This is a genomic window from Spirulina sp. LEGE 11439, assembly GCF_059821285.1.
On record NZ_JCAMRX010000075.1, the window covers coordinates 1 to 24,372 of the forward strand.

The following is a 24,372-nucleotide window of genomic DNA, read 5'->3' on the forward strand; positions in this document are numbered from 1 at the left end:
TCCTAAACGGCAAAGTTATCATTCAGACTGTGGCAAACTTATAGGTAAAGTCACATTTAGTGGTGAGTTCCTGATATTTTTATTATCACGATTGATAAGAATGCGATCGCAATATATCTCGCATAGCGTCAGTTTGACCAGCCACTTGACCAGCCAAAAACCACGCTTTCGGTGGGTTAACCATAGAATCCCCGTCTTTTTAAAGTGGGGAGATGTCAAAATCGTTGATGGCGGGTGACTGAATATTAACCCTCTTTTTGTTCATCTTCGGGAACTTCTGTCGTGCGAGCGCCGAGTAACTTGTTGGATAAATTAACCCCCACCGCAGAACCTCCTGCAAACAACGTTCCCGATACGCCATTACTCAAGCGCGTGCGAACTTTTTCCAAGAGTTCTCCCGAAACGGGAACGTAACCGAATCGCGCGATCGCAGCTTGATTTTCCGGATCGACGAAGAATTTAGCCAACTCCTTCACCGCCGGATTCTCTGTCAATGCCTCTTTGCTGACATAGAAAAAGAGCGGGCGAGCAAGAGGGCTATAAGTCCCATTGTCAATGGTTTTCCGACTCGGAGCGACGCATTTTCCCGCCTCGTTCTCAATCTGGACGACCTTCAGTACTTCCTTATTTGCCTCATAAGTCGAGATGCCTAAAATCCCCAATGCGCCTTCTTCTGCTGTCACGCTTTGTACAATCAGGGCCTCATCCTCTTGAGCGTCATAATCTGCCCGGCCTTCAATATCTTTGCCCAAAATGGCTTCGAGGAAATACTCCGACGTTCCCGAGTCCGCAGGTGGTGCAGAAAGAACTAGGGGAGAATCGTCAAAATCCTCACGAATTTTTTGCCAATTATCAATAGTTCCCGTGGCTTCCGCTTCCCAGATTTGTTTTAATTCGCTGCGTTTGAGACAGGTGGCCCAAGTATTCTTGGGGTTGGTAACGACAGCAATCCCATCAAAGGCAAAAGGCATTTCCACATAACGAACCCGCTTTTTGCGACAGAGTTTCATTTCCTCTTGATTGATGGGACGCGCCGCGTGAACGATATCAATCTCACCATTGCATAGTTGCGCGAAACCTTGATTGATACCCGTACCGCCAACCCCAACACGAACCCCTTTATTTGCTTCTTCAAAGGTTTCCGAGAGGGCGAGAGTCATAGGTAAAATCGAACTCGAACCGTCTGCGATCGCCAAATAACCGCTTAAAAAGGATTCTTCGTCCGTTTGCTCCTCTTCTTTCGGTTGGGCGGCAACGGCTAATTTTGCCAGTTCCATTCGTTCTTGCGTGTAATCGGTGACAGGAATATTCCACTCTTCTTCCCCTTTAACAATAAATTCCTCCGCTTCCATTTGCAGAATGGCAAGATTCACTGCTTCCAGTAACGATTCGTTTTCCGGGCCGCGACGCATTCCCATTCCCCAAGGAGTCGGGAAAAGCACTGGTAAACCGCTATTTTTATGATCCGATCGCCATTCTGGATTTCGCAACAGTCCGGTAATTGCAGCTTCTTCCATTGCCCCGCCATCGCACTTTTTATCTTTGAGAGCGGCTAAAATTGCATTAGAATCCTCAGCTTCTAAGATTTCCATGCCCAATTTTTCTAATTCTTCTGCATAAACTGATGTGCCGAGGGTACAAACCGTTTTCTCTTTCATATCGCCCCAAGCTTTAAAATCGCTACTTTGGGGTACGAGCAATCCGACTCCCGAGGAATAGTAAGCCTCACTAAAGGCAATTTGTTGTTTGCGTTCTTCCGTTTGGCTCAAGGTGGCAATTAAAATATCTACTTCGCCACTCTCGAGTTTTTCGAGGCGCTCTTCGGTATTTAAAGGAACGAACTCGATTAGGGCTTCTTCGCCAATTAATTCTAAAGCCAGATAACGGGCAATATCGATTTCTAAGCCGACATATTTGCTATCTTCCCCTTCTCCCTCGACGAAACTGAAGGGGGGATAGTCTTCGCTAATGCCGACGCTCAGTTTGCCTTCCTCTCGAATTCGATCTAAGGTACTTTTCGCTTCTGCTTCTCCTTCCACCGTTGTCCCATCGCCTGGGACGGGGTTGCCGGACTGGGTTTTCGGTTCTCCACAGGCTGTTAAAGTGGCGATCGCGGCCAGTAAAACAGCAACTTTCAAAAATTTGGCTATCATAACAAATATTTCTCCAGAGCAATCGATAATTCAGAATCCCAATGAGTGGGAAAAAATTTACAGAGCAAATTCGTTTTTCGCGAGGGCAGACTTTAAAATAAGAAAACGCTAGTTTGCTGCCCAAATTTTTTTTGGAACTCCCGCTCTATGAATGTCTTTCAACGGTTATTTGGCGATCGCCCCAACGGCCAACTCCCTCTATTATCACCGCAAACTTCCCAGATTTCCAGTAAAGCAAAATCTTGGTACGACTGGGGCAATACCCTCTATCGTTTGGGACATTGGGAAAGGGCGATCGCCAGTTACGACCAAGCCCTCAGCGTTCAACCCGATTATGGTCAAGCGTTTCAGGAGAAAGGGTTAGCGCTGATAGAGTTGCAGCGTTATGAGGAAGCGATTGCAGCTTGGGAGGCAGCCGATCGCGATCGGTCTCTGTCCGATCGCGCTTTGTACGAACGGGGTCGGGTTTTAGCCCGAATCGGTCGCAGTCAAGAAGCCCTAGATAGTTACGACAAAGCCCTGGCAATGGGAGGAGACGCAGAAGGATGGTTGCGAAAGGGGAATTTGCTCTGCGAACTGCAACGCTACGAGGAAGCCTTAGACAGTTACGACAAAGCGTTAGAAATTAAAGCAGATTGGGCTTTGGCTTGGAGCAAGCGCGGCATTGTTTTGATGCACTTGAACCGTGCAGAAGAAGCATTAGAGAGTTACGATCGCGTCATTGCTCGAGACGAAAACTCCCCGGAAAATTGGCGCAACCGAGGTTGGTTGCTCTCCCAGTTGGGGCGCAATGAGGAAGCCCTACAAAGTTACGATCGCGCCCTCGCTCTCCAGCAAAATAATGCCGGCCTTTGGTGCGATCGCGGGGAAATTCTTTCCCATTTACAGCGCTACGGGGAAGCGATCGCGGCTTACGATCGCGCAGGAATCCTGCGTCCCCACGATGAGAAAATTTGGGCGGCTAAAGGGGAGGCACTTCTCCACTTGCAACGTTACGAAGAAGCGATAGTCCTGTACGATCGCCTTTTGGACAAAGATGCCCAATGGGAGGAAGCATGGTACGGGAAAGGCGCGGCTCTCAATGGTTTGGAACAATATGCCGAAGCGATCGCCGCTTGCGATAAAGCCCTCGCGTTGAACCCGAAAAATTGGGAAACTTGGTTGCAACGCAGTAATGCCGTTTTTCATTCTCCCGATCTTCTCTCTACTGAGATTGCCGACTCCTTCGCCAACCCCGCTCTCGAAATGGGAGGCGATCGCGGCGCGTTTGCCACCCTTGAAGAAGGCTTAAAACACTGCGATCGCGAAGAAGATCCCGAAGGTTGGGGGGAATTGCAGCGCGCGATCGGTCATTTGCATATCGAACGAGGCAATCAAACCGACGATCCCCTCGCAGACTGGTGCAATGCCATTCTCCGCTATAACAAGGCTCTCTCCGCCCTCGATCGCGAAACATTTCCCGAAGCTCATCGCTCCACCCTCAAGGATTTTATCGAAGTTTGTCGCGCCCTCAGCGAAAGTGATGCCGCCAAAAAACTCTTAGGAGAGAATGCCAACTTACTCGATCGCCTCTTGGACGCAGTTCCCTCGGGGGAACAAACTAGCGCTTTGTCTCAACAACTGGCAATGGTGGTACAAGGACAAGTCAAAGAGCAAGCAAATAGCGATCGTATTACGTCCAAGGCAGAAGATGAATTAAAGAAAGATGAATTAAAGAAAACCGATCTCGTCGAAATCTCCTCAGAAATGCCCCCCGATGATGACGAAACCCTCGAAGCTCAGATTTTATCTCCCAAAGAACCCCCAACCAACGGCGGCAATAAGTTAATCTTTTATACCGCCCTCGGCTTAGCCACCGTGAGTTTATGTGTGGGGATTGTCGGCAGTATCTTCTTTTTGAGAGAACGTCGGGCAAAATTGAACGACGGACAGCTAAAAGCCAAACGAGAAGCACTCTGGGCTTCCTTTGAAATCGAACAGGAATTGCGCCTCGCCCAAAAAAATGCCCTCGAATTGTCCACTTTACTCTCTTCCGGTCAACTCGCCGATACTAGCATTCCAGAACTTTTGCAAGAAGACCTGAAAAAAGTCCCCAACCTTGCTCGTTTAGGGGCAGCCTATAAGCCTTTTGCCTATTCTCCCGATGTCCGACTTCATGCCCCGACAGCCTTGAAAATTGAAGAGGAAGTGACATTTTTGCAAGCCGAGGAATTGGATTTCAACTATATCCTGCCGCAATATGCGTGGTATCGAGAAACGATTAATGAAGGACCCAACTGGGGCGATCCTTACGCAGGTCCCGAGGAAACACCATTTAGCGAACTGACGATCGGATTTTATACCCCCTTTTCTCGCATCGTTGCAGGACAAGCAACACCGCGCGGGGTCATCTTTGCCGAGTATTCCCTCAACCAACTCAAGACGGTGATGAATAGCCTCGATATCGGCAAAACCGGGTATGGGTTTCTCGTGTCGGATAGTGGTATTTTTCTCACGCACCCCAATGGCGATCTCGTGGATGGGAAAACCAATCTTCTCGATCTCGCCCGCGCTCAAGATAATGCCGAATTTTTAGGCTTAGTCGAAAAAGCCCTGACGGGGGAGCAAGTTGAAGGCAATTTTACCGATGAAATTACGGGACAGCGAGCATGGTTGCTCCTGCAACCCATTTCTCTCAATGGTTGGGCGGTTGGAGTGGTCTTTCTCGAGGAAGAATTGCTCCCCGATAGTAGCACCGTGCGGCAAAAAATTATTTGGATCGCCCTCGCTTATGCCCTCTTTTTGATCTTTGGGTCAGTCGTTTTCTTGCGCGTCGATCGCGGCAAAAGACAAAATTTATGGGCATCATCTATTTTTGCCAGTGTGATTTTAATTGCCAAAATTGGCTTGGTATGGAATTTAGCATTAGCGAATCGTAACTATGTTTCTGCTCGTAATTTATTACTTTCCCAAGCTGAAGTCACCAAAGCCGTCACGGGACCCATTAAAACGGCTCAACAAGCTGGGAAAGAGGCCCCCGTACAAATTCCCACGGGAGTGTTTATCCAATCAATGGACTTTCAGAGTGCGAATGAAGTTTTTGTGACGGGTTATATTTGGCAAAAATATCGCAAGGACATCGATCCAGAGATCGCTCGGGGCTTTATTTTACCCGATTCCATCGACTCCAATGATGTTGAAGTGCGAGAAGAATATCGTTATGAAGAAGACGATCAAGAAGTGATTGGCTGGTATTTTGAAACCAGTTTGCATCAAAATTTTCGCTTTTCTAGCTATCCGTTTGATGAGAAAGATATCGGTCTGCGGATCTGGCCGGCAGAGTGGGATAGTACGGTCATTTTAACGCCAGACTTGGCCAGTTATGAGGTAATTAATCCGCGCTCGAAACCGGGTTTGGATGGGGATATCGATTTATTGGGCTGGAATATTCAAGATAGTTTCTTTGAGTATCGCTTGCGAACCTATAATGCCAATTTTGGTCACGAGGGCGTTAATATTGGGGCGGGAATTCCGGAGCTTTATTTTACGGTGGTAGCAAAGCGAGCATTTATCGGTCCTTTTGTGTCGAAAATCGGTCCTCAGTTTGTGGTCATTTCTTTGCTTTTTGCCATGCTACTGATTAGCGATCGCGAGAAAGCGATGGAGATATTGGCAGCTTGTGCGGGTTTCATTTTCATCGTGATCTTAGATCAGATTTCTATCCGGGAGCAGGTAATTAGTAAAGGTCTCATTTATTTTGAGTATTTTTACTTGATTATCTATCTCTTTATTTTCCTTGTTTCGATCAACGCTATTCTCTTATTAGTGAAACCAGATTTTGCTTTAATTCGCTACAAAGATAACTTAGTCTCGAAGGTGTCTTTTTGGCCATCTCTATTGGCTTTATTGTTGCTCGTCACCATCTTTGTTTTTTATTAATTGTTGTTGTAATTAAGGAGCGATCTCGATATGTTTGAGAGGCTAAATCCATCTGAATTATTCGATTCAAGTCCCTACGGATTTTCTCAAGTTGTCACGATACCTTCAACAGGAAAAACTGTTTTTATCTCTGGACAGTCTAGTAGTAATAAAGAGGGAAAAGTATTGGGGAAGACTGTAGAAGAGCAAATGCAATTCTCTTTTAATAACTTGAGAATTGCAATTGAGAGTGTAGGAGCAAAGCCAGAACACATCGTACAAACAAGAGTATTAATTGTCGATTATAAGGAAGAGTATTTGATTTCTCTCGAAAAAGAGATTCGAGCTTTATTTGGTGACGCGCTACCTGCCAGTACGCTGATTCCTGTTCCCCGGCTGGCATTGGACGATATGTTGTTTGAAATTGAAGCAACTTTGTTTGTTCCCGAACCATCATTTCAGTAAAACTGGGATTTAATTCATCTTGAACAGAGAGAAAAGATTGCTCGATCGCTCTGCAAGTTGTTAAGTTTTCCCTTGCGATAGGTCAAGATATCTTTTTTAAGCAAGAGAATTTGGTCGAGATTTATAAAGAACTAAAGGAAATATGGATACGATTCCAAAAGAATGAAGAATATACAAGAGTAATAACAGGTTTTGGAAACAATTAGACCGAGAGATGAAGTGAGAAAAATATCTTAATGAGGAGAAGTTAAGATTGAAGCGATCGAGTTATTTAGAGCGATCGCCGATCCTCACTTTCTCCAACAAAAAATGGCGCGTCAGGTCAAGAAAATTCTAAAATTTTTGGGTTATAGTAGAACTATATTCAATCTTTATTGGGTAAAAATAAAACAAAATTTTTTTAGATTTATGGAATCCGAGAGAATGAACTCATTTCGACAAACCCCGATCGCTTTTGGACACATCTTCGCTCTCTTATGCCAACTTTATTAAGTTTAAATCCACCTATTCGACTATTGAGTCTTTTTTGGCCATGTCTGCTCTCTCCTACCTGCTGAAATTTGTCCTTCGTGGAACTTTGAGTCTATCTGTCTTGGCGATCGCACTTACAACTCTCTCCAAATCTGCAAACGCGCAATCCATCACGGCTTCCCTCGATGAGACTCGTACCATTATCAACATTGATGGCAATACTTACAATATCGAAGGAGGCACACAGACAGGTGCAAATCTATTTCACTCTTTTGGCAAACTGGGTTTAAACTCCGATGAAATTGCTAACTTTTTCTCCAAACCTAGCATTGCCAACATCCTCGGACGAGTCACAGGAGGCAATCCCAGCGTTATCGAAGGATTAATTCGCGTCTCTGGAGGCAACTCAAACCTCTTTTTAATGAATCCTGCGGGGTGGATTTTTACCAAAGGTGCAAGTTTGGACGTGCCGAGGAGTTTCGGAGTCACTACCGCAGATCGCATGAGTTTTGCGGGGGGATTCTTCAACGCAACGGGAAAGAATGATTATACCGCTTTAACAGGAAGTCCTACCAGTTTAATCTTTGATAGTGAAAGTCCTGCAACTATCCTCAATGCGGCGGATATTAGCGTCCCGAATGGCAGTCTTTGGATGGTCGGTGGAAGCGTTATCAGCACTGGGACGATTGACACCCCCAATGGCCAAATTACCCTCGCTGCCATACCGGGAGAAAATAAGGTGAAACTCTCCCATGAGGGAATGCTCTTAAGTTTGGTTTTGGATGCCGCACCTGTTGAGGAAGGAGAAAACCCGGAAGTGACGGGATTGAAAGTTACCGATATTCCTCGTTATTTGACGGGTGATATTACCTCGGTGACAGGGATTACTTACGACGTAGATGGGAATCCTCGGTTAGCGGGGTCAAATGTGCAAATCGCAGACGGAGAAGCGATCGTTGGGAATGTGCTGACGGCGGAAGGTGTCCTATTGATGGGGAGTGGGGTACAAGTTGCCGATCCGAGTTTGGTGCAGGGAGATAATATTACTGTGGCGATCTTGCCTGAAAACGAGGGCGATCCTTTGGCACTGACGGCGATCGATACTACGGTGGAAGACTATCAAAGTCTTCTTTTTGGCGGAAAAGCGGGAACAATTTCTGTTACGGTAAATCCCGATGAAAATGGGATTGCAGTTATCAGTGACCAGTTATCAGTTATCAGTGAAGAAGGGAGAAAAGTCAGCGAAGTTCACATCGTTTCGGAAGGAAGTGCGGGGAATTTTTGGCTGGGGAAAGATTTTGTTTCCCACGAAAATATCGAAACGTATCGTCAGCAATTGCAAGCATGGGGAGTTAATTTAACGCCAGAAGCAGACATTCTCCTCTATAGTTGTTTGACGGGATTGGGAGAAGTCGGGGATAATCTCATCAATAGTTTAGCCGCAGCAACGGGGGCAGATGTCGCCGCATCAACAAATTTAACAGGGAATGCAGCACTGGGAGGCGATTGGGTTTTAGAAAAGAGTACGGGAAATATTGAAGCATCTCTCGGATTTGCGCCGGAAGTATTGGAGAATTATGCGGGAAAATTGGCCATCTTTACGGCAACCAATGGTAATGATACGGGGACGGGATCTCTGAGACAGGCGATTAGCGATGCCAATGGTGCAGCAGGAGCCGATGAAATTCGCTTTAGTGGCGTGAGTTTGGTGGATTTGACTTCGGGAGAATTGGGAATTACTGATGAATTGACCATAACCGGAGGAACGACGAATGTAACAGTACAGCGCAATGCGGGTGCAGCAGATTTCCGCATTTTCAACGTGACGGGGGGTGTAACAACAACATTCGATAATTTGACCATTACCAATGGCAAAACAACGAATAATGGTGCTGGAATTAATTCTAATGGTGCAGTTAATTTGACTAATAGCATCGTGTCGGGAAATACCAGTAGCGATCGCGGTGGTGGCGTTTACACCAGACAAGTAATCAATCTAACCAATAGTAGCGTCTCGAATAACTCCAGCACCAACAATGGTGGCGGGATTTATGGTAGAAATGGGAGTATCTCCCTAACTAATAGTACCGTCTCGGGCAATTCCAGCAATCAATACGGCGGCGGGGTTCACACGCGATCGCAAATCACCGTAACCAATAGCACTGTCTCGAATAACTTCAGTCGGAGAAATGGTGGCGGACTTTACAGCAGAAGTGGGAATATTTCCCTAACCGATAGTACCGTATCGGGCAACTCCAGCAACCGTCATGGCGGTGGAGTTTGGGCAAGAAACAGAACGATTACTCTCACCAATAGTACGGTATCGGGTAATTCCAGCAGATTATCGGCAGGGGGTACGTACAGTCAAACGGTGAATGTCATCAATAGTATCGTGTCCAACAATACCAGTGGTGATTTCGGAGGTGGAGTTTATGCAACGGGGACGACAAATATTACCAATAGCACGATTTCCGGTAATTCTAGTGCCAATAAAGGGGGCGGCATTTATTTCAGAAGCAATCTCAATGCAACCAATAGCACCATAGCGAACAATTCTAGCAACCGAGGGGGCGGCATTTACTCGCGAGGCGGAGGAACTGTAAATATAACCAACACCACGATCTCGGGCAATTCTAGCAGCGATCGCGGTGGTGGGATTTTCGCAAGAGGGAATGGTGGTGGAACAATATCAATTTTCAACAGCACGATCGCCGACAATACATCAGGAAACAATGGCGGCGGCATTTTCAGAAATGGCGGCACGATTAATCTGACCAATACAATTGTTGCCACTAACATTGCCAATGGAACCGGAAACGACCTCTCCGGCACTTTCAACACCATTGAAAACAGCCTCATCGGTGACACTACAGGGGCAACTATCAACACCAGTACCAATAATCTCACGGGAATCGATCCCAGACTATTCGCCCTCGGTGACTATGGTGGCGATACCCAAACCCACGCCCTCCGTCCCGATAGTGCCGCCCTCAATGCCGGAAATAATGCTCTAACAACAGTTGCTACCGACCAACGAGGCACAAGTCGCATCTTTGATGGGACGGTAGATATCGGTGCTTACGAGTCTCATGGTTTTTCTCTTTTATCTATCTCTTCCACCCCGAGTATAGACCGCAATGCTACCTCTTTTGCTCCTATTGATGCCTCGGTGCAAGTTGTTGAAAATGCTTTCTCCAAAGCGATTCCTCTCGATGGTTTGAGTATCGATTATTCCTTAAATAATACAGGAGTTTTAGGGGCATTTAGCAATGGCACGACAGTTGTTACTGATGCGCGAGGGATTGCCGAAAATTTCTTCAATTTAACGGGATTTGAGGAAAGTTTTAGCAGTTCGTTCCAAATCTTGGCCAATCCTGTTAACTTAGCTTCTTTTGTGCAACAAGTTAGCAACAGTACCATTACTGTAGATACTTTTGCTAGTAATACGATTAATGTGAATAATAGCAATAATCTTGACTTGATTGGACTTGCTAATTTAATTGGGTCGTGGGAAGGAAACAATTATTCTATTTCCTGTTTTACGAGACCAGGATTCAGTTCCAATAATTCGCAATTAGAAACTTCAAGAGTCCGGTTGCAAACCCGAGCCAACTGGTGCAGTAGAATTTAACTTTAAATCGGGATGATCTTCCATGATTTGGCGCATATTCCACTCATTTCTAAAGAGTAAAACCGGACGTTCCCAGTTATCCTTAACCGTAAAGGTATTAAATAACCGTCCTGCTTTTTCTAAGGCTTCCCAGCCACCAGCAACCCATCGTGCCAAACTATAGGATAAAGGCTCTAATCTTGTTTCAACGTTATATTCATTTTGTAGGCGAAATTGTACCACTTCAAACTGTAATTGTCCCACAGCAGCTAAAATCGGATCTCGCTTGAATTCATCTGTAGAATACATAATTTGTACGGCACCTTCCTCCTGTAATTCTTTAATTCCTTTATTAAATTGTTTGAACTTAGAAGGATTGGGATTTTTCAAATAGGCAAACAGTTCCGGAGAAAAACAAGGAATTCCTTCATATTCTAATTTCTTGCCTTTGTAAATCGTATCGCCAATGGTAAAAACTCCCGGATTATTCAAGCCGATTACATCCCCTGCATAAGCCACATCAAGAGATTCTCGACCTTGAGCGAACAATTTTTGCGGTCTTGACAAACGCACGGTTTTACCAGTTCTGGCGTGGCTGACGGTCATATCTTTCTCAAATTTTCCCGTACAAACCCGAATAAAAGCAACCCGATCGCGGTGCTTGGGATCCATATTTGCCTGTAGCTTAAATACAAAGCCGCTAAAATCAGGATCTGTGGGAGCGATCGCGCCACGAGTAGAATGTCTTCCCTCGGGTTTGAGCGCATATTCTAAGAAAGCCTCGAGGAAAAGTTGTACCCCAAAATTAGTCATCGCACTGCCAAAAAAGACCGGGGTTAATTTGCCCGCATGAATCTTTTCTAAGTCAAAATCAGCGCCAATTTCTTCGAGAATTTCCAGATTTTCTCTCAGTTCGTGGTAAAGTTCTGGCTCGATCAGTTCCTCAAGTCTTGGATCGTCGAGATCCATGAGCGTATCTTCTGCGGTCTTACTCCCGTGAGCGCGACGCTCAAATAAGTGAACTTTTTGTTGTCTGCGATCGAAAACTCCCTTAAAGCGATCGCCCATGCCGATGGGATAATTGACGGCATAGGTCTGCAAGCCTAACTCTTGCTCGATTTCATCCAATAATTCAAGGGGATCTCGTCCGGGGCGATCGAGTTTGTTGGTAAAAGTAAAAATCGGCAGTCCGCGCATTTTGCAAACTTCAAAGAGCTTGCGAGTTTGAGGTTCCAAACCTTTTGCCGCATCAATGAGCATCACTGCATTATCCGCCGCCGCGAGGGTCCGATAAGTATCTTCACTAAAGTCTTGGTGTCCGGGGGTATCCAGCAAGTTAATTTGATAGCCATCGTAATCGAACTGTAAAACCGTTGAGGTAATGGAAATGCCCCGTTGTTGTTCCATTGCCATCCAGTCCGAAGTCACTTTGCGTTGCGCCCTTCTCGCCTTCACTGACCCCGCTTCGTGAATCGCTCCACCATAGAGTAATAGTTTTTCTGTTAAAGTTGTTTTTCCCGCGTCTGGGTGAGAAATAATCGCAAAATTGCGGCGCGTATTAACCGCTTCATTGAGTTCGCTTTGGAGTTCTACAGACATCTTTTTCAGTTATCAGTTATCAGTTATCAGTTATCAGTAGGGACGTTGCATGCAACGTCCCTACATCAGTTATTCTTCTCCAAATGCTTCTTTTTCTCTGCCGATCCACCATTCGCCTAAATTGAGCAAATCTTGGTGAATATCTTGAAGTCGTTGAATGTATTCTGTTGGTGAGATGCGATCGCGGCTTTCCTCTAGCTTTTTCAGCCGCAGTTGTACCAATAACCACGGTTTGGATTCTCCGTTCGTTTGTTCGATGTATTGGGCGAGTTCTCTGGCATTCATAGGGTTTGGCGATCGCGTTAAATTGACACCTATATGAGCAAATTTACTTATGCCATAAGGGTCAATCTCTATTGTAAACGCCTGCGTCCATCTTGCACCGCATCCCGAATAGCACTAAGCTAGATGGGGTAGGGGGGGATAAATGGCTATAACCCTTGTGTTACCTAGCTTGACGAGAACGACCCACCCCAATCGAGAAACGTTTCTCAAAACGATTCAAACCCACAAGCACACGGTAATCTCATGCTGAATACTCTACTTTCCCTAATCGAAAATTGGTTTCCCGCAGAAGAAGTTCAGGCACACTGCGACGGACCCTGTGGTGTTTACGATCCTTCTTCTGCACGGGTTACGGCAGAAGCAGTGCTATCAATGACCCAAAAATTGATTGCCTTGGAACTCCCCAACTCCAGCGATAAAAATGCAGTGATTGCTTACAACAATACTTTTTCCCGGTATGTTGCTATTAAAGAAGAGCAAGCACACAAAACCAAAGAAGAATTATTAATCCTGTGGACGGATTATTTTAAACCCGTTCATTTGGAAAAATTCCCCGATCTTCACGATACTTTCTGGAAAGCAGCTAAACTTTGCTCTTCTTGTAAGGTGGAAGTGAGTGAAGCTCATGCTAAAGAATTAGTGGCCACTGTTGAAAAAATTCACAATATGTTCTGGCAAAGCAAGGAACGCGATGTGTCTTGGTTCTTAGCAAAACCTTCCTAATGAGTTTAATTTAAGTTTTTCTCTGTTTGTAGAGGCGTTGATTTCAGCGCCTTTTTTATATCTTTTTATGTCTTCAGCAAAGGATTCAGAATTAACGCGATACGGCTCTGCCACACTGACTCGATCGCCTCGAGAACTCTTGCTCTGGTTATTAAGAAAACGGCGTAGATTTCGCATTGCAGGGAATTCGATGTTACCGCTATTACAACCGGGTGAAGAAATTTTAATCGATTTACATGCCTATCAAAATACTTTTCCTTGCGTTGGCGATATTGTGATTGCACGACACCCTCAGCGATCGCAATTACGGATCGTGAAAAGAGCGATCGCAGTCTTGGAAAATGGCGATTGTTTTTTGCAAGGAGATAATCTCAGCGCCAGTACCGACAGCCGCATATTTGGTATGGTCAAGCGGGATGATATTTTGGGGAAAGTCACCAGTCGTTTCACGGAGAAAAAATGAATTGAGTCTGATTTTCGGTCAAAAAAAATCCGGACGCAAAACGCCCGGAAACTCAAGGAAAGGGACTCAAGGAAAAGGAAAATTTAATTCGCAGGTAAAACGCCGACGCGCAGGTTTAAAGCGATCGCGCGATCGTTGCGTTGAACCGTGAGGGGAAGTTCGTCACCCACAGAAAGATCCGCGACAATTTGTTGAATTTGCGCCACATCGGTGACATCGCGATCGCCCACTTTTTGGATAACATCCCCCGCTTTTAAGCCCCCTTGATCCGCAGGAGAGGCAGAAACGACGCGCACGATTAAAATACCGCGCTCGGCGGCGATCTTTTGACCGCTACTATTCTCAAATTGTTTGACGATTTCCGGTTCGAGGGGGGTCATTTGAATGCCTAAATAAGCATGATCGACGCTACCTTTAACAATCAATTGGTCGGCGATTTGTTTGGCGCGATTAATAGGAATGGCAAAGCCCAACCCTTGAGCATTGCGAATAATAGCCGTATTCATGCCCACAACATTTCCCTTGGCATTGATTAAAGGACCGCCAGAATTACCGGGGTTAATCGCGGCATCGGTTTGAATGAAATTCACTCGCTTATTGGCCACGCCAATTTCACTGCTCGATCGCCCTGTAGCGCTGATAATTCCTGTGGTTACGGTATTATCCAACCCGAGGGGATTGCCGATCGCGATCGCCCATTCTCCCGGTTGCAAGCGCTCGGAATCTCCCAAGGTAACAGTCGGGAGATTTTTGGCATCAATCTTCACCACCGCTACATCTGTCGCCGGATCGCTGCCCATAACTCGACCGGCAAAGCTGCGCCCATCTTTGAGAGTTACGGTAACGGTATCGGCTCCTGCAACAACATGGGCATTAGTGAGAATTTTACCATCTTGACTGATAATAAAACCCGATCCCGAACCTCGTTGCGTTCGCTCTCGAGGGGCTTGAGAACGGAAAAATCTGTTAAAAGCAGAATTGTTCGCTTGACTGACAGTACGAGACGCATCGATGCGAATGACGGCATCTCCCACTTGTTCGACTACTTTAGAGACAAAATTTTCGCCCTCTCGGGGAGAGAGTTGAATCGCTGGCGTGGCGATCGTGGCTTTTTCTTCAGTTTCAGTTAACTTTGCTTCTGAGACAGTGGGAGTCACGGGAACTGTTTTTTGAGAGTAGAGATAGCCCCCTCCAAAAGACAATCCTAAACTTAAGAAAACGAGAGCAACATTTTTGATGCGATCGCGTTGCTGAGGTTGATTAACTGTCGTAGATTGATGGGAATTATTATCTTTCATTGCTATTGGTCAATTGAGAAAGTGAGTGTTGTTCGGGTATTTTCCCTAAAGAAAACAAGGGTAGACAGTCCCGCGTCTTTCAGGAAAAGTGTCATCAATTGGAGGAAGGAAAGCCAGCCCGAGAGCAAGAGTTTTGCGATCGGAAAGTAGATTTCGGGCTGACAATTTCTAATGTAGAGAAGGAATTTGACAACACCGTGACAGGATTTTGACAATGTTATGACATTTCAATGAGCCATGAACAAGACTCGTTTACTCTTAGTCTTCACTGATAATCTTCAATCGCACTATTTTTTCTCCTGCGTCGTCTAACTGTACCTCAATTGTCTCTCCTGTTAGACTTTCCAAGCAGGTTAACATCGATCGCAGGTGGGGGTTACTGGCTCCAGTATCCACATAAAGGCGATCGGCAAGGTTGCTCAAACGTTTCCATGTTGTAAAGAGTTTCCCCGTCATTTGTTCGAGAGAGGTGGCTTGTTTGACGATATCGGCGGCGGTATTCAAGCAATCGATGCGTAAGGCTTCTTCTAGCGCCATTTCAAGGTCTATCGCGCCTTTTTGCAGGGTTTGGACGCGTGCCGCCGAGTCGAGGTATTTAGAGAGATTTTTTGCAGAGGAAGTGAGATTTTTGACGGTATCGATATCGGGATTTTCAGCAACTTCTCGTTGAATTTCTTTTAAGTGTGTATCCGGTAGCTTTTCCATTTCTCGAACCAAAGGGGCGAGATGGCGAGGTGGAAGTCCTCCTTCTGAGGCTTTTTCTTTGACTTCCTCGGGCAATAATTCCGAACTCATGGCCGTCCATTCATCGGCCAATTGCTTCACTTCTCGTCGAGTAATGCGATCGCCTCCCAAGGCAGCTTCTGAGACCATTTTCTGCACTTCTGGGGAGGCTTTGGCAGTCTCTACAAATGCCCGCTTGCTAAAATTGTTAATCGCCTCGGGATCGAGTTGTCCTTCCGCGAGTAGGGTATCCGCACTATTCGCCAGTTGAATCAGAGCATAAGCCTGACTTTTTGTGATTTCTCGCTTTTTTAACCAATTGATAAATCCCGTCCCTCGTCCGTCACCGCCTTTTTTTTCGCGATCGCGCACCGAGCGCAAAATTCGCCCTCGCCAAATATCCGTCTGTAGGTCAAACTGTTCGCAAACTTTCCAAATGCGATCGAGTTGTTGTTGAAAGTCGTGTTCTTGGATCTCCTCGTCTTCAGGATCCGGAAGTTGAAAGTTAAAATCTGTGGGCGTTTCTAGCGCCGCCGCGATTTCTTCAGTAGAGGGAGACGAGAAGGACTCAACCATGAGGGAGGAAGACGCTAGAGGACAGTCGCACTATTATTGCATATTTTGGCGATCGGGAATTATAAGGACAAAATCAAGAAAATTGCTCATTGACAAATTGGACTAAATCGGATAAAGGTGAAATGAAATTGAGAGGTGTATCTACTTCTTTAGCAAGGAATGAGCGATCGAAAAATTTCAGCATTCCTCTTTGTTGAGGGTTATTTATTTCATTATAAAAATTAACAGTTACAAAACAAATCAGAGGAACTTGTTCGACATTGTAGGAAATATCATATTTTTGCTTAATTTTACAATCAGAATCATTAGCAATTTCGAGTAGTAATTTCCATTTATAAGTTTGAGCCGCACGTTCTCTCATTGATGTTTTTAAGGAAAGAATAATACAGCGATCTAGTTGCTCTGATTCTGAATTTAACTTATATGAATAGATAATGAGATCGCAATCTGGTTTTTGCGTATCTTCCTCACCAATCCTAACAATTGATATATCTTCAAAGCCTTTAACATCACTTTTTTTGCTGGTAATCAAAATATGATTGCTAATATTTTCAACTTCTTTATTTTTTACAAAAATATAAATAACGCAATAGGGAAAGATATTGCCAACGATAGAACGACTTGCTTGTTCTACACTTTTGATTTCTCCTCTTTTTTTTCTATCTTCAATCAAACTTATCACTTCATCTTGACAGTTTGTAATTAATTCATATAGTTTATTGAAAACAGTAGGAAAGCGATCGCTAGTCAATTGCTCAAAACATTCATCAATTTTATTTAATACAGGTTTCATGTAATATTTACTTCTGATTTCAGCAAGCATTTTTACTTCTTTTTTACTCATTGAATAAGACATTTATACAACTTCGTTAAATTTAAAAGGGATAGAAAGTTGGACAGAAGATAATTTTGTTTTAACTTTATTTTGACCAAATCGATCTAAACTTTTTAAAACTTCTTCTCCAATAGCTTTTACAACAGGTGGAACAACCGCATTACCAAATTGTCTATAGGCTTGATTGTCAGAAACAGGGATTTTAAAATCATCGGGAAACCCCATTAATCTCGAACATTCTCGAGGAGTTAAACGTCGTGGATTTTTGCCTTCTTGAGGAATTAAAATTTCTGCACCATCTTTATAATATCTTGCACTTAAGGTTCGAGATATTCCCTCAAGATCGGCTAAACCATAACCGAAACCATTCCCTTTTGCACGATGTTTTGCTGCATAGTCTTGTAAATATTGCCATAAATGATCTGATAATGTATATTTTTCTTCTACCTCGGTTGCTAAAATATTTTTTATTTTTGGATTAAGATTGGGTAATTGCGGAAAATTAAACTCAGTCGGTTGGGAAAAACCAACGATAAAAATTCGCTTGCGGTTTTGCGGTACAATTGAACGCGCATCAAGAACTTGATAATAAATTTGATAACCTAATTCTTCCTCTAGTGTTGTTGTAATAACTTGAAATGTTTTACCTTTATTGTGATTTTGCAAATTTTTGACATTTTCAAGAATAAAACATTTCGGCCTTTTTTCTTGAATAATACGAGCAATTTCAAAAAATAACGTTCCTTGTGTTGCGTGTTCAAAGCCATGTTTTGAACCGAGAGCATTGTGTTTGGTAACACCTGCAATACTAAAAGGCTGACAAGGAAATCCAGCCGTTACAATATCACAATCGGGAATCTCATTGGTAGAGATTTCTGTAATATCTCCAAAGATTTCTCCTGTAAAATTCGAGCGATAAGTTTGTTGAGAAAACTTATTCCACTCGGATGAAAAAATACATTGACAGCCAAGGCGATCTAGAGCAATTCTAAACCCTCCAATACCAGCAAAAAGATCGATAAATGTGTAAGATTTTAGGGGCATTTTTAAATCAGCAAAACTCAATATCTCTTTTTTCTTGTGTTATCTTGTTATTGCACGAGCAATTAAAGTCGATGTTTTCTCTATCCGTTAATGTAATATCTCCATCAAGAAATAGTGTATACCATTAACATAGAATTTTAAAAGAAGCTAAACAAATCATGATCTGTCATCGATCGCAATCCCATATCTCGATATATCATTAAATTTCCCATTGTTTACGATCGCCAAATTCCCCAAAATCGGCAATTCCATCCTCTTATCTATCTTGAGGAAGAGACTGCGTTAACTCATCTGGTTAAGCAAAACAATCGATCGCGTTATGCTAAACTAAATGCGATCGCTATTCCGAAGACATCAGCAAAGTTAATTCTCGATTTCTGATTTCATCCGCTCGAGGGTGGTATTCATTTGGTCGAACATGGCTTGAGGAGTCATGCCAAATTGACCCAGTTGAGTTTTTAACTGTTCGACGGTCATTTTTGCCATAAAATCATCAGATAACTCAAAGCGCTTCATAAAGATTTTATAGCGCTCCATGAGTTCTTCCATGCGATCGATGAATAGCTTTTTCCCCTCGCGATCGAACTTGCCATACTCCCCCCCAAGCTGCATGAGAGATTGATAATCTTCAAACAATTGCTTGGCTTCTTGTTGGACGACTTCCGAATCAAAAAATCCCATAATTCCTCTGTAAATTTCTTTTGTTAATGTAGTTTAATAGGTTTCATGCCAATCTATATTTATTGTAGACTAGAGAAAAGTCGGGGAACAATTCGGTTTCCCGTATTGAAGGCAATAGGAAAGGAGGAGAGAAGAAGAAATATAAGCATAGAAGCAAAATAAAACGAGGGCAAGACAAGGAAAAATTTTATGTTCAACACACTCTGGCAAAAACCCAGAAATCAGAAAATTGCCGTCATTTTAGCATTAACTGGGACGATCGCACCGATTGTGGGTTTGCACAAGTTCTATTTGCGCCAACCCCTCTGGGGAATTTTCTACCTGATCCTCTTTGCGACTCCCATTCCCCACGTTGCGAGTGCGATCGAAGCAGTTTGGTATTTATTTTTAGAGAAGGAAGAGTTCGATCGCCGTTTTAATGAGGGGATAAACGCGATCGCCACGCAAACTCCCTCGGGACTCTCTTCTCCCGATAATGCTCTCGATCCCCAGAAAGCGATCGCGATCGCCGACGCATTGCGCCAATTGGAAGGACTGAGACAAGAAGGGTTATTATCAGAGGGTGAATTTGAGCAAAAACGCCGTCAACTTCTCGATTGTTAGGGAGTTATGAATTGGTTGAATTCTCTCGGAAAAATTTCCTCTCAATTTAACCCGCAAAAGACCGCTATTCGGGGCAGAATTTTACGCGATCCTTATTATCGCCTGCGATCGCTTGAAGAAGTGCAAATTGCCGCAGAATTGGGATTACAACTGGATGTCAACCGCGCTACCGTCGATGATTGGTTGCGCTTACCGGGTATTTCTATTCATAGGGCGCGATCGCTGATAGAGTTGCGAGGCATGGGAGTACAGTTTTTATGTATTGAGGATATTTCCACCGCGATCGGGCTGTCTTTAAGTCTTTTGCAATCTCTTAAACCCTTACTTTATTTTTGTTATTACGATCCCGAAAGTCCAGAAAATCCTCAAAGAGTGAACCCTAATACAGCAACCTTAAAACAATTAGAACAAATTCCTTGGATTGACGCTCAATTTGCACGAGCGATCGTGCAAAATCGACCCTATCGCAATCTTGCCGATCTTCAACAACGTTTAGTTTTAGAAAGCGAGTTTGTCTCCCAACTTATGTATTATTTTCAATGGTAAATAGTAGGATAAAGAGAGTTATCTCGATTTTCCATGAGGTTCGCGATCGCTATTTTTGAGTTGGGTTATTGGTGAAATAATTCTATTTCTGCTTTTGTAGACAATGCGATCGCTTTTCTGGATCGGAAAGATAGCTTTTCAACATTTATTTTTAAGTTGATGGTAGTGCGATCGCTTCTTCTTCCTCTTCTGTGTTGGCAACAAAATTGATTTCTCCTCGTATCCATCGCCAAATAAAGCCTTTTTGTTCTTCGGTAAAGTTAAATTGGTTTAGACATTTGTTAATTGTTTCTGAAGTAGGTTTAAGAGAATCGAATGACTTCTTATCAATACCATTCATATCTATATCATCAATTTCTATTTCTAGGTCATCACGTCGGCATAAGAGTATATAAATTATACCGTTTAATAAGTTGGATTTTGTATAGTGGTATGAAGTTTTCAAATCGCTTATTATTGTATCTTGCTCATTAATTTCCCATAAAGTAGCGAGGAGAGTATAAAATCCAAAAACGGAATGTCGATCTAGTTTTGTTTCTAGTTTATTAATATTTTTATCAAAAAAAACATTATCAGGAACAAAGTAATTAGTGTTTACCTTAGTATATAACCAAGGTATTGATGATGACAAAGCCAGATCGGATATAAATTTAAAATCTTCAACTGCTTTTGAAATACTTTTTTGAGAATAACCTCCAATAAAATCATAAAGCAAATTATAAACTGCAAATAATCTCCATGAATTTGGAAAAGTTCTATAATGATAATTTCTGAATATTTTTTCGATTCCATGCCATTTTATAAAATCTGATAAACTAACTATTTCTTCTTCATAAGAAATTAAGCAAACTAAAAATTCTTTTTTACATATTTGCTGTAGTTCATCAAATTTAGATTGAGCAATATATTTTACTATATTTATATCTTTGTTTGTTATCTCTATGATATAAGGAATTTCATTGTATCTTTTTTTGTAAATTTTTTCATCAACTATATCCAAAATAACCGAGTCGATAATTTTCTTGTTTTCAAATGCAGAATTTTTCAAACTACGTTCTATTTCTTTTGCGTTAAGTTTTTTCCGTTTTGCAATACTCGCTATTTTATAAGTATTATAAACTCCAAAATCAGTAAAACTTAGTAGAACCGATCTTGTTATTCTTTTTACTACTGTTTGTTTGGGAATTGAAAATTCTAAGCATTGAACGGCAAATAATAGTAAATTCCATTTTTCTTTCTTGTGAATTTCAATGCTATCAGCCTGTTCAATCAGAGAAATTAATAAATTATCTATTGCTTCCTCTCTTTGCCTGTCTTGTATTTGAAAAGCTAATTGAGATACAATATTCCATTCTTGATTGGCAATTCTTGGTAATAATATTGCTAGTAAATCCTTCCATGTTTCGCAACTACGATTCAAATAAGCAGCCGTAAAATATTCTAAAAAAGTACGATGGGTAAACTGATATAGGGCTTCTTCTTTTATTGTTCCCGTGTCGGTAAAAACCCAAGCACGTCCTCGACAAAAGCGAATAAATGCTCTTGCTGCTTGCTCCGCATCATCGCGATCCTCGAATCGTTTATTGTGTAAATATTCTGTAGATTTTTCAACGAGTTTTTGTTCAGTTACACCACTTTGTAATGATTCATCTGCATAAATCCAATTTGCCAAATACATCATTGTTGGTTTAATTTGAGATTCAATATTCTTGATTGCTGACGGAATATTGATTTTTCTTTGTTTATCCCAACGGTCAAATAACATTTCAGCACATTTACTATACACATCTGTACGATTTTTGGGAATATAACCCTCTCCTCGATAAAGATTGCACATTAAGCCCAACATAAGTGCATTAGAACGTAAATCCGAAACCGTTTGACTTTCCTCTAGAAACTTTTGAACATTTTTTTTTCTGGCTTGAATTGATAAATCTGGATCGACTGCAAACCATTTTTCTACATACTCTTTAACTTGTTTTTCTGCAAACTCAGACAGCAGAAATATCTCGAATTTCTCTTCATCGAGTGGTGCTTCTTTATAACCAACTTCGCGAGATGTTGTTAATACGGGAACAGAAGGATAAAGATTGCAAAACAATTCTACATTCTCGCTAATTTCCTGACGGTAACTTGTATCAGTTAATTCATCTAGCCCATCAAAAATCACCATTGCTCGACCATTCAAGAGAAGATACTCAAATGCACCATCGGGCGGTTTAACTTGATATCGAGCATTTGCATCTTCTTCAATAAATTGTAAAATCGAACAACTTCTCTCTTTCTTCGCCGCACCGTATGCTCGCAGAATTACAAGAATTGGAGTGACTCGCCTTTCAGATAACAAACCTTCTGAATAACGGCTTGCTAAATCGTAGCAAAGTTTCTGCGAAAAAGTCGATTTTCCTGCGCCCGGATTTCCCAGTAAAACAGAGCGATAAATTGTACCTCGAAACTGTTCTAGTTCGAGTTTTTCTGAATTTTCTTCTCTTCGATTTTGCAATGGAATAAAATTCGCAGCAACATAGAGGCGATCGATCGCTAATTTTTTTAGATCGCTGAGATAAGGAGGAGTAATTTTACTGTGACACAGCGCAACTTGCTCTCGATATTTTTCCTCAAACTTCAAAATTGCTTGAATATCTAACTGTCGATTTTCTGTCAAAAACTCTAGATTTTTCTGAATTGCAGCTAATTCATCTAAAATCATGCGATGTCGAAATTCCGATCGCGCTTCATGTGCTGAAAGTTTCCCAGCATCGATCGCCATGCGTAGCGCTTTTTCACATCCCTCTAATAAAATGTTAAAAATTTGCGGTGCAGACTCCTCAAGCTCTGTTTCTGGGATATTGGTATAAAGCGCAAAAGACAGTAAAAATTCCTGTCGGATCGAATCAATATCCTTTTGCCGATCGCCTAAACTCGATGCTGCATAAATTTGGCGCACGATCGCTTCTGCTTCCGGAGAAATCAAAAACAAACAAATCTGGTCGATTTCGGCTTTTCCCAAAAGTTCTATCGTCTCTGAAACACCCTCTGCTGCTTTCTGCAAAATTGGTTCTAAGGCAGTTTCTCGCCATTTTTGTCTTTCTAAAATTTCCTCGCCTATCAAATGTCTGCCTATGTGACGGCTAGCAGGTTTGATAAAAGGACTCAAACCTCGACCAATTAGCGCTAAATCAAGTGCCATATCAACCTTTTAGAGAGAAAGCGATCGCATCAATCCTGCTGTGAGTTGCAGCCATTTTTATCATAATACAAAAGTTCGGAAATGCGATCGCGCTAACTCTTCAAACTCCAACAGCGATCGCACCGCAAATCAGTACGCAATCTAACGTCTCAAAGTCGGTAAGTTCTTCAATTGTTGCACTGTCTTGCGACCCAAGCGCCAGTTTTCCACCAACCCGTTACTAAAAATCAATTGCACGTCTAAAGTTTGCTCTGGAAGTTGCGCGATCGCATCTTTAACAGGCGATAAGTCAAAGCGCCCTCCCCCAACGCTACATTCTACTGCCGGGACGTAGATGGTGCGAACATGGTGATAGCCTCCCCTTCTGCCGTAGATCGACCCCCAAAACGGATCGTAGAATGGATCTGTATAGAATATCGGTTCGTAGCGCTCCGGGACGACTTCTACCGTTTGTGCGGGAGTCGCGATCGCTCGTTGTTCCAAAGTCACGAGAAGGCGATCTCCATCCATTAAAATCACTTTTTCCAGTTCTGCATCTGCGAGGTCGAGGTTGCGGAAACAATAAAATACCACCGCTTGCAGGAGATTTTGCTCGGGAATATCTCCCCAGAGGCTATAAAAACCCACATCATTATATTTTCCACTAAAATCTCTATCTTTGACCCCGTAACCCGTTGCACCACTGTCTAGGGTGACAGAAAAAAGTTGACTGTAGGGAGCTTCGCGAATAGCAGCCAATACGTCCGATCCCAAGGGTAAAACTTCTTGTAACAATTCGCCCTCGACATCAACTCGAGCGCGGGTGGGGAGTTGAATCGACGCGCCGAGTCCTAAACCCAAAAGAGCGATCGCCAAAGCCTTTCCCATCCTCCAAGGTTTCAATACTGTCAGCATAATTTCAAGTCCTCTATTTGAAAAAATTATAGTTTCCGATCGGGAACTGATTTGCGCTTGTAATCTTTCCTAGACATCGGGATAATTTGCCACCGACTTTCTCAATGCTTCATTCTCCTCTGTTAATTATCGTAGTTCAGAGTTTTATGAGTTTTCTTTCTCTGCTTCTCGCTTCTCTCAAGACAAGTAATAGAATCAGAATGCGATCGCAGGGTTTTCGGTAATTCTCCACTATAAATCGACCAGAGTTGAATAGTATTATCGGGTCTACCGAAGTTATTGTGTAAAGAAAATATAAATAGTACAGTAAAAAGAA

The 24,372-nt window shown here is 42.9% G+C and carries 18 protein-coding genes; 7 read left to right on the plus strand and 11 right to left on the minus strand.

Annotated features, from left to right (window positions below; genetic code table 11):
- Positions 1–245: 245 nt before the first annotated feature.
- Positions 246–2,153 carry a phosphate ABC transporter substrate-binding protein PstS family protein gene (locus AC6RV6_RS27880; RefSeq protein ID WP_500244167.1) on the minus strand — a complete coding sequence of 636 codons (1,908 nt, stop codon included), beginning with the start codon at positions 2,151–2,153 and terminating at the stop codon, positions 246–248.
- Between the two features lie 147 nt (positions 2,154–2,300).
- Here AC6RV6_RS27880 and AC6RV6_RS27885 point away from each other — a divergent pair, with 147 nt between their 5' ends.
- The 3 genes from AC6RV6_RS27885 (at position 2,301) to AC6RV6_RS27895 (ending at position 10,617) form a co-directional block, all read left to right on the plus strand.
- Complete coding sequence (locus tag AC6RV6_RS27885; protein WP_500244168.1) at positions 2,301–6,071, plus strand: tetratricopeptide repeat protein; 3,771 nt, start codon at positions 2,301–2,303, stop codon at positions 6,069–6,071.
- A gap of 30 nt (positions 6,072–6,101) precedes the next feature.
- On the plus strand, positions 6,102–6,515 hold the full coding sequence (locus AC6RV6_RS27890; RefSeq protein ID WP_500244169.1) for a RidA family protein: 414 nt from the start codon (positions 6,102–6,104) through the stop codon (positions 6,513–6,515).
- Positions 6,516–7,047: 532 nt separating this feature from the next.
- Positions 7,048–10,617: a DUF4347 domain-containing protein gene (locus AC6RV6_RS27895; protein ID WP_500244170.1), complete on the plus strand. Its 3,570-nt coding sequence runs from the start codon at positions 7,048–7,050 to the stop codon at positions 10,615–10,617.
- On the opposite strand, the gene prfC is transcribed toward AC6RV6_RS27895, so the two are convergent.
- Complete coding sequence (gene prfC / locus AC6RV6_RS27900) at positions 10,570–12,195, minus strand: peptide chain release factor 3 (RefSeq protein WP_500244171.1); 1,626 nt, start codon at positions 12,193–12,195, stop codon at positions 10,570–10,572. The genes AC6RV6_RS27895 and prfC overlap by 48 nt on opposite strands.
- A gap of 69 nt (positions 12,196–12,264) precedes the next feature.
- Positions 12,265–12,480 (minus strand): hypothetical protein, encoded by a 216-nt coding sequence (locus AC6RV6_RS27905; protein WP_500244172.1) that lies wholly within the window; start codon positions 12,478–12,480, stop codon positions 12,265–12,267.
- Positions 12,481–12,723: 243 nt separating this feature from the next.
- Here AC6RV6_RS27905 and sodN point away from each other — a divergent pair, with 243 nt between their 5' ends.
- Together sodN and sodX are read left to right on the plus strand one after the other, a co-directional pair.
- On the plus strand, positions 12,724–13,203 hold the full coding sequence (gene sodN / locus AC6RV6_RS27910; protein WP_500244173.1) for a superoxide dismutase, Ni: 480 nt from the start codon (positions 12,724–12,726) through the stop codon (positions 13,201–13,203).
- A gap of 67 nt (positions 13,204–13,270) precedes the next feature.
- On the plus strand, positions 13,271–13,666 hold the full coding sequence (gene sodX, locus AC6RV6_RS27915; protein WP_500244174.1) for a nickel-type superoxide dismutase maturation protease: 396 nt from the start codon (positions 13,271–13,273) through the stop codon (positions 13,664–13,666).
- A gap of 83 nt (positions 13,667–13,749) precedes the next feature.
- On the opposite strand, the gene AC6RV6_RS27920 is transcribed toward sodX, so the two are convergent.
- The 5 genes from AC6RV6_RS27920 to AC6RV6_RS27940 all read right to left on the minus strand — a co-directional run bounded on the left by AC6RV6_RS27920 (position 13,750) and on the right by AC6RV6_RS27940 (position 18,823).
- Positions 13,750–14,964: an HhoA/HhoB/HtrA family serine endopeptidase gene (locus tag AC6RV6_RS27920; protein ID WP_500244175.1), complete on the minus strand. Its 1,215-nt coding sequence runs from the start codon at positions 14,962–14,964 to the stop codon at positions 13,750–13,752.
- 258 nt (positions 14,965–15,222) lie between these two features.
- Complete coding sequence (locus AC6RV6_RS27925; RefSeq protein ID WP_500244176.1) at positions 15,223–16,263, minus strand: hypothetical protein; 1,041 nt, start codon at positions 16,261–16,263, stop codon at positions 15,223–15,225.
- A 73-nt stretch (positions 16,264–16,336) separates the two neighbouring features.
- A complete protein-coding gene (locus tag AC6RV6_RS27930) occupies positions 16,337–17,107 on the minus strand; it encodes a BsaWI family type II restriction enzyme (RefSeq protein ID WP_500244177.1) in 771 nt (256 codons plus the stop codon).
- A gap of 12 nt (positions 17,108–17,119) precedes the next feature.
- Positions 17,120–18,142: a DNA (cytosine-5-)-methyltransferase gene (dcm, locus tag AC6RV6_RS27935; protein WP_500244184.1), complete on the minus strand. Its 1,023-nt coding sequence runs from the start codon at positions 18,140–18,142 to the stop codon at positions 17,120–17,122.
- Positions 18,143–18,505: 363 nt separating this feature from the next.
- Entirely contained in the window at positions 18,506–18,823 is a 318-nt protein-coding gene (locus tag AC6RV6_RS27940; RefSeq protein WP_500244178.1) for a DUF1825 family protein, read from the minus strand.
- A 189-nt stretch (positions 18,824–19,012) separates the two neighbouring features.
- Between AC6RV6_RS27940 and AC6RV6_RS27945 the strand changes: the two genes are divergently transcribed.
- Together AC6RV6_RS27945 and AC6RV6_RS27950 are read left to right on the plus strand one after the other, a co-directional pair.
- Complete coding sequence (locus tag AC6RV6_RS27945; RefSeq protein ID WP_500244179.1) at positions 19,013–19,426, plus strand: NINE protein; 414 nt, start codon at positions 19,013–19,015, stop codon at positions 19,424–19,426.
- Positions 19,427–19,432: 6 nt separating this feature from the next.
- Positions 19,433–19,972 carry a ComEA family DNA-binding protein gene (locus tag AC6RV6_RS27950; RefSeq protein ID WP_500244180.1) on the plus strand — a complete coding sequence of 180 codons (540 nt, stop codon included), beginning with the start codon at positions 19,433–19,435 and terminating at the stop codon, positions 19,970–19,972.
- A 151-nt stretch (positions 19,973–20,123) separates the two neighbouring features.
- Here the strand turns inward: AC6RV6_RS27950 and AC6RV6_RS27955 are convergent, their stop codons facing one another.
- The 3 genes from AC6RV6_RS27955 to AC6RV6_RS27965 form a co-directional block, all read right to left on the minus strand.
- Positions 20,124–23,162, minus strand: coding sequence for an NACHT domain-containing protein (locus AC6RV6_RS27955; protein WP_500244181.1), 3,039 nt, complete (start codon positions 23,160–23,162; stop codon positions 20,124–20,126).
- A 141-nt stretch (positions 23,163–23,303) separates the two neighbouring features.
- The gene (locus AC6RV6_RS27960) at positions 23,304–24,056 is read right to left on the minus strand and encodes a hypothetical protein (protein ID WP_500244182.1); all 753 of its coding nucleotides are present in this window, start codon (positions 24,054–24,056) and stop codon (positions 23,304–23,306) included.
- A gap of 122 nt (positions 24,057–24,178) precedes the next feature.
- On the minus strand, positions 24,179–24,372 hold a 194-nt coding region (locus tag AC6RV6_RS27965; RefSeq protein ID WP_500244183.1), incomplete at its 5' end, for a hypothetical protein.